The 5,876-nt window shown below is 69.6% G+C and carries 8 protein-coding genes and 1 pseudogene; 8 read left to right on the forward strand and 1 reads right to left on the reverse strand.

What is annotated here, in order from left to right; genetic code table 11:
* The 7 genes and pseudogenes from ACHFFZ_RS16255 to ACHFFZ_RS16285 all read left to right on the forward strand — a co-directional run.
* A pseudogene (locus ACHFFZ_RS16255) lies at positions 1-290 on the forward strand (hypothetical protein); the annotation flags it as partial.
* Between the two features lie 112 nt (positions 291-402).
* On the forward strand, positions 403-981 hold the full coding sequence (folE, locus tag ACHFFZ_RS16260) for a GTP cyclohydrolase I FolE (RefSeq protein ID WP_394277635.1): 579 nt from the start codon (positions 403-405) through the stop codon (positions 979-981).
* 23 nt (positions 982-1,004) lie between these two features.
* Positions 1,005-1,829 (forward strand): dihydropteroate synthase, encoded by an 825-nt coding sequence (folP, locus tag ACHFFZ_RS16265; RefSeq protein WP_394277636.1) that lies wholly within the window; start codon positions 1,005-1,007, stop codon positions 1,827-1,829.
* Positions 1,830-1,926: 97 nt separating this feature from the next.
* Positions 1,927-2,289, forward strand: a complete 363-nt coding sequence (gene folB, locus ACHFFZ_RS16270; RefSeq protein ID WP_394277637.1) for a dihydroneopterin aldolase — start codon at positions 1,927-1,929, stop codon at positions 2,287-2,289.
* The gene (gene folK / locus ACHFFZ_RS16275; protein ID WP_394277638.1) at positions 2,286-2,837 is read left to right on the forward strand and encodes a 2-amino-4-hydroxy-6-hydroxymethyldihydropteridine diphosphokinase; all 552 of its coding nucleotides are present in this window, start codon (positions 2,286-2,288) and stop codon (positions 2,835-2,837) included. Before folB ends, folK begins: the two co-directional genes overlap by 4 nt.
* A gap of 83 nt (positions 2,838-2,920) precedes the next feature.
* On the forward strand, positions 2,921-3,376 hold the full coding sequence (locus tag ACHFFZ_RS16280) for a DUF3180 domain-containing protein (protein ID WP_394277639.1): 456 nt from the start codon (positions 2,921-2,923) through the stop codon (positions 3,374-3,376).
* 59 nt (positions 3,377-3,435) lie between these two features.
* A complete protein-coding gene (locus ACHFFZ_RS16285; RefSeq protein WP_394277640.1) occupies positions 3,436-4,023 on the forward strand; it encodes a hypothetical protein in 588 nt (195 codons plus the stop codon).
* Positions 4,024-4,124: 101 nt separating this feature from the next.
* Here ACHFFZ_RS16285 and ACHFFZ_RS16290 read toward each other — a convergent pair whose 3' ends face one another.
* Positions 4,125-5,306, reverse strand: coding sequence for an NADH-quinone oxidoreductase subunit D (locus ACHFFZ_RS16290; protein ID WP_394277641.1), 1,182 nt, complete (start codon positions 5,304-5,306; stop codon positions 4,125-4,127).
* A 160-nt stretch (positions 5,307-5,466) separates the two neighbouring features.
* On the opposite strand from ACHFFZ_RS16290, the gene ACHFFZ_RS16295 reads away from it, so the two are divergent.
* Positions 5,467-5,784, forward strand: a complete 318-nt coding sequence (locus ACHFFZ_RS16295) for an Lsr2 family protein (RefSeq protein WP_394277642.1) — start codon at positions 5,467-5,469, stop codon at positions 5,782-5,784.
* The last annotated feature ends 92 nt before the right edge of the window (positions 5,785-5,876 follow it).

The raw sequence follows: 5,876 nt of genomic DNA on the forward strand, positions 1-5,876 counted from the left end.
GCCTGCCGCACGCGATGCCGCCGTCGAACCAGCCCTGGGACCAGCAGCCGGGTGGCAGTCCCGAGCCGCCCGCCAATGATCCGTGGAGCGCCAAGCCGGACGGGTGGCCCTCGCAGCCGCCCTCGACCGGGCCCGGCACCACCCCGGACCTGCCCGGTGGCGGTCCGCAGCCGCCGTCGACCGGACCGGACATCACCCCGCCCCTGCCGGGCGAGAACCCGCCCGGCCAGCACCTGCCGGGTGAGAATCCTCCCGGAGGCAACCCGTGGGGCCGTCCGCCGCAGCAGTGAGCCCATGGCGCACCACCCCGAGCATCGACAGGTGCCCCACCCCCGGACAGGGGTGGGGCACCTGCTCCATTGCGGCCCGGGGCCTGTCGGGGGCCGTGGCTAGGATGCCGGGGTGAGCACATCCCAGATCGACCAGGCGCGCATCGCCGCGGCCGTGCGCGAGATCCTCGAGGCGATCGGGGAGGATCCCGACCGTGAGGGGTTGCGCGAGACGCCGGCCCGCGTGGCGCGCAGCTACCAGGAGCTCTTCGCCGGGCTGCACCAGGATCCCGCCGAGCTGCTGTCGACCACCTTCGACGTCAGCCACGACGAGATGGTGCTGGTGCGCGACATCGAGCTGTGGAGCATGTGCGAGCACCACCTGGTGCCCTTCACCGGGGTGGCGCACGTCGGCTACATCCCGGCCAGGGACGGACGGGTGACGGGGTTGAGCAAGATCGCCCGGCTCGTCGACGTCTACGCCAAGCGCCCCCAGGTGCAGGAGCGGCTCACCACGCAGGTGGCCGACGCGCTGGTCGAGCACCTGCAGGCCCGCGGGGTGATCGTGGTCATCGAGTGCGAGCACCTCTGCATGACGATGCGCGGGGTGCGCAAGCCGGGCGCGAAGACCGTCACCAGTGCGGTGCGCGGGTACCTTCGCGAACCGGCGACCCGCGCCGAGGCGATGAGCCTGATCATGGGAGGCCACTGATGACGGCTCGTTCGACTCCCGGCGTGAGCGCCGGTCGCACGCTCGTGATGGGTGTGGTCAACGTCACCCCCGACTCCTTCAGCGACGGCGGGCGCTGGTCCACCACCGAGGCCGCCGTCGCCCACGGCCGCCAGTTGCTGGCAGACGGCGCCGACATCCTCGACGTCGGCGGCGAGTCCACCCGGCCCGGCGCCACCCGTGCGAGCCTGTCCGAGGAACTCGACCGGGTGCTCCCGGTGGTCGAGGCCCTGGCTGCCGAGGGGGCGACCATCCGCGTCGACACCAGGCGCGCACAGGTGGCCCGACGCGCTGCCCTGGCCGGTGCCCGGATCATCAATGACGTCTCCGGTGGTCTGGCCGATGACGACATGATCGGTACCGTCGCCGGTCTGGACGTCGACTACATCTGCATGCACTGGCGCGGCTTCCTGGGCACCGGGGACACCAATGCCGGCTATGGCGACGTCGCCACTGAGGTGCTGGCCGAGCTGGTCGAGCGCCTCGACGCCTGCCGGGCCGGGGGCATCGCCGCCGAGCGGCTGGTCACCGATGTCGGGCTGGGCTTCTCCAAGACCCACGAGCAGAACTGGGAGCTGCTGCGCCACCTGGACCGCGTCCAGGCGCTGGGCCATCGGCAGCTGGTGGGCGTGAGCCGCAAACGTTTCCTGGGAGACCTTCTCGGCCCCGACCATCCCGGCGGCGCCGATCCGCTGGCCCGCGACGCCGCAACCCAGGCCGTCACGGCGCTGTGCGCACAGCAGGGCATCTGGGCGGTACGCACCCATGAGGTGCGGGCCAATGCAGACATCTGCAGGGTCTTCTCCCGTCTTGGGGATGCCCCCGCCTGATCCCGACGGCCCAGTCCGTGCGGGGCCGCCCGGCAGGGCATCGGGCCCGGCTCGGGTATCCTTCGAGGTGTTCCACCAACCCATCTCGGGAGGCCGCATGCAAGACCTGGACTGGATCAGGGTCCAGGGTCTGGCCGCGTCCGGATTTCATGGCGTCCACGAGTCGGAGCGCCGCGACGGGCAGCTCTTCGTCGTCGACCTCGCGCTCGGGGTGGACGCCCTAGCCACCAGCGATGACCTGTCCGACACGGTCGACTACTCGGTGATCGCCACCGATGTCGTCGCGATCATCACCGGGGAACCGGTGGACCTGATCGAGACGCTCGCCGGGCGTATCGCCGACCGTTGTCTGGCCGAACCGTTGGTCCGCGCCGTGGAGGTCTGTGTCCACAAGCCGCAGGCACCCATGGGTCTCACCTTCACCGATGTCTCGGTGACCACCTCCAGGAGCAAAGCATGAGCAATCCCTTCGTCCCCGATGTCGACACCCTCGGCAACCTCAAGCCCATCGCGAAGGTCATCTTCAGCCTCGGGTCCAACCAGGGTGACAGCATCGAGCTGCTGCAGCATGCCGTCAATGCCCTGGTCGACACCCCCGAGCTGATCCCGGTGGAGCTGTCCAGCGTCTACATCACCAAGCCGGTGGGTCCGGTCACGAACCAGCCCGACTTCTTCAACCTGGTGCTTGAGGCCGAGACGGTCATCGAGCCCAGCATCCTGCTGGAGCGCGCCCACGCCATCGAGGACGCCCTGGGCCGGGTCCGCGACGAGGAGGGTGGCCCCCGCACCATCGACATCGACCTGGTGATGGTCGGCAAGCGCGCCAGCGACAAGCCGGAGCTGACGCTGCCGCACCCCCGCGCCCATGAGCGCGCCTTCGTGCTGGTGCCGTGGCTGGAGATCGACCCCAAGGCCGAGCTGGCGGGCCACGGGCCGGTCGCGGACCTGGTGGAGAAGCTGGACGTCTCCGGCGTCACCCGCAGTGACGAGGTCGTCGAGCTGCCGTGAGCATCCCAGGGCCTGGCGGAACGGGTGCGCCGGATCCCCGTGGGTCCGGTGTGCTCGGCCTGACCACCCGGCACCATATGGCCGTGGCCGGCTTGGGTGGCGCGGTCGTGGGCTGGTTCGTGGTGGGGACGCTGCTGGCCCTGGGGCGGTTCGTGCCCGTCACCCCGTGGAGCCTTCCGGTGATGCTGGCCGCAGTGGCGGGGATCGTGTGGGTTGCTGCCGGTGTGCTGCGCCGCAAGGTGGTGCAGGAGCGGGCAGATGTCTCGTCGGAGCTCGGCCTGTGGGCCTTGGTGGGCGGCAAGACGATGCTGCTGTCGGGCCTGGCCCTGGCCGGCGGGCACTTGGTCTACGTGCTGTCCTTCGCGGGCCAGTTCGACGCCCCGGCGCCGCGTGAGCGGGTGCTGCGTGGTCTCCTGACGCTGTTGGTGGCCCTGGTCTTCGCCCGGGCCGGGCGTCGTCTGGAGCGGGCCTGTCTGGTGCCGCCGCAGGAGCCGCCGGTGGCCGAGGACGAGCTGCCGGACGCGCAGCACCAGGGCTGAGCCGACACGACCAGGCCCCGATGTGGGCAATCGGGTGGCTCAGCACCTACACTCGCCGTGTGGCCACCCTCTCCAAGTCTTCCAAGACCCCCAGCCCCCGCCGTCCGACCTTCCTGGTCCTGTGCATCGGCACGGTTGCCGCGCTGGCGTGCGCCGTCGGGCCGCTGTGGATGGTGCGTCTGGGCGTGCTGATCGCGATCGCCATGGCCGTCATCTCGGTGGTGTCTGCCTGGCGCCAGATGGACCGCATGGTCACCGAGCACATGGCCCAGCTGCGTGAGCTGCGCGAACAGGCCCGCCAGGCCTCCAGCGCCCACCATCAGGAGATGATGGCCACCATCGAGCGCTTCACGGCGCGCTCGGCCTCCTACAAGGCGGAGATCGCCCGTCACCGTGCCGAGCTGGACGAGCTGCGCGCCGGCCTGGCCAGCGCCAACCTGGACGCGGAGGCCAAGCAGACCCGTATCTCGGCGCTGAACAAGATCGTCAGCGACCTGGAGAAGCAGCTGGAGCAGGCGGTCGACGAGGTGGAGCTGGCCCGCCAGGTGATGAGCCTGCCGCGACGCGGGGTCTCCGGGCGCCGCAGCACCCCGGACATCTCTGGCCTCCCGCTGGTCTATCCGACGCAGGAGCGTCGTCAGGCCTGAGCCACACCGCACACCGCGCTCGAGGCGCCATCCCCGCGGGGGTGGCGCCTCGAGTCGTTCCTGCAGGCTGCCCCACGAGTTCACCAGCGAGGGGGCAGGGGCTACTTGTCCAGGTCGCCGCTGGTCCAGCCCAGTGAGGCGATGGCAACGTCGGCCTCGTCGAGGGGGCATCCCTGCAGCGCCATCTGCAGGGCCTGCACATTCGCGAATCCGGGCGTGCGCATCTTGAGCCGCCAGGGCGTGCGTTCGGAACGCGAGACCAAGAACCATCCGGCCATTCCCCACGGGGCCTCGATTGCCAGGTATCCCTCGGAATCGGGCACCTTGATGTTCTTGGACAATTTCGTGTCGACGGGTCCGGTGACCGACTGCAGGTGGCGGGCACAGGCCTCGATGAGCACATGGCTGGTAATGACCTGGTCGGCCAGTGCCAGCAGCCGTGAAGCTGCATCGCCCTGTTCCCGAAGGATTTCGTGGGCGAGTAGTTCGTCCTGCAGCTGGGCGTGGGCGAGGTAGGGGGTCTGGATTCTGCAGTCGGTACGGACCCCGCTGGCCGCCGCGACGGGGCCGGACAGCGAATAGCCATTGATGGTGGCGCGGTCGAGGATTGCGATGCCTCGTCCGAGTGCGGAGTCCACCACGGCCCGGGCGAGTTCCCGGGCACATTCGCCCGCCTCGGCTGCCCATGGGACGAAGGCCTCCACCTGGCTGGAATCGAGGTCGGTGGACAGTCCGCCGAGCCGGTTGAGCATCGGGTGCACCCGGTTCCCGCTGACGGCCAGCATGAGCTCGCGCCCCTGCTCCCGCAGCTGCCGCACCCGACGGACCAGGGCCTCGTCCTGCAGCCGGAAGCCGACGAAGGACAGGTGGGCCAGGTGGCTGGCGATCCGGGCCTGCTCCGAGAGCAGGGTGCGCAGCCAGGTGGCCCTCGGCGGCGGGACAAGTCCCATCAGCTGCTCGCAGACCAGGGCGGCGCCCAGTTCGCCGATGAAGGGCGCCTGCCAGTCGTGCCGGTCGGCCAGCACCAACACCTGGCGGTAGTCGCGCACCTCGAAGAGTTTCTCGGCACTGCGATGGCTGAATCCGGGCTGGACGCGGGCCGACTCGATCCGGGGTGTGCCGGCATCGTCGCGGCACTGTGCCTGGATGAGCAACAGCCCGGTACGGCTGGGGTGTTCGGGGCCGAGGTCGAGGTGCATTCGGGGCCCGTCGGCCTGCGAATCGGCGCCCGGCAGCCACTGTGGCGAAGCAAGGGAGCCGATGCCCATCACGATCTGTTTCACCCGGCAATCCTAGCGAATGGGCATGCTGCCAGAACGTGCCCAATGAACGGCGGCGAAGGCACGCGCATCATCAAATCAATTGCAACTTTCATTTTCAGGGGCATGGGGGTTACTCTTTTTGGACGAGATCAATTGCTTGAAGCCCAGGAAAGGATTGCCAATGGCCCAGCGTGTGCACATCGTGCTCGAGGACGACATCGACGGCTCCGAGGCGGCAGAGACCGTTTCCTTTGCCCTGGACGGAGTCAGCTATGAAATCGACCTGAACGAGGCCAATGCGGCGAAGCTGCGCGACGAGTTCGCCGGCTGGGTCGGTCATGCGCGTCGTACCGGTGGTCGCAAGGCGAGCGGCAAGCGCGCCAAAGGTCCGTCGGCCAATGACATCCGCGCCTGGGCGATGGAGGCGGGCTTGCAGGTGAGCAGCCGTGGCCGTGTCTCCGCCGAGATCCGTGAGGCCTACGAGAAGGCCCACGCCTGAGTGGTGGGGCCAGTCCGTTCGTCGGACCCCCCGCCCGAGGGGCTGGAGCCCCATCGGTCCTCGTCGTCGGCGGGGCCGGGCCGTTGCACAAA

Source organism: Luteococcus sp. (assembly GCF_043424415.1).
Taxonomy (GTDB): Bacteria; Actinomycetota; Actinomycetes; order Propionibacteriales; family Propionibacteriaceae; genus Luteococcus.

What these genes read in the sequence shown, in the direction of transcription:
- folB (WP_394277637.1), top strand. Translation starts at nt 1,927, where the DNA reads ATGCAAGACCTGGACTGGATCAGGGTCCAGGGTCTGGCCGCGTCCGGA.
- folK (WP_394277638.1), top strand. Translation starts at nt 2,286, where the DNA reads ATGAGCAATCCCTTCGTCCCCGATGTCGACACCCTCGGCAACCTCAAG.
- ACHFFZ_RS16295 (WP_394277642.1), top strand. Translation starts at nt 5,467, where the DNA reads ATGGCCCAGCGTGTGCACATCGTGCTCGAGGACGACATCGACGGCTCC.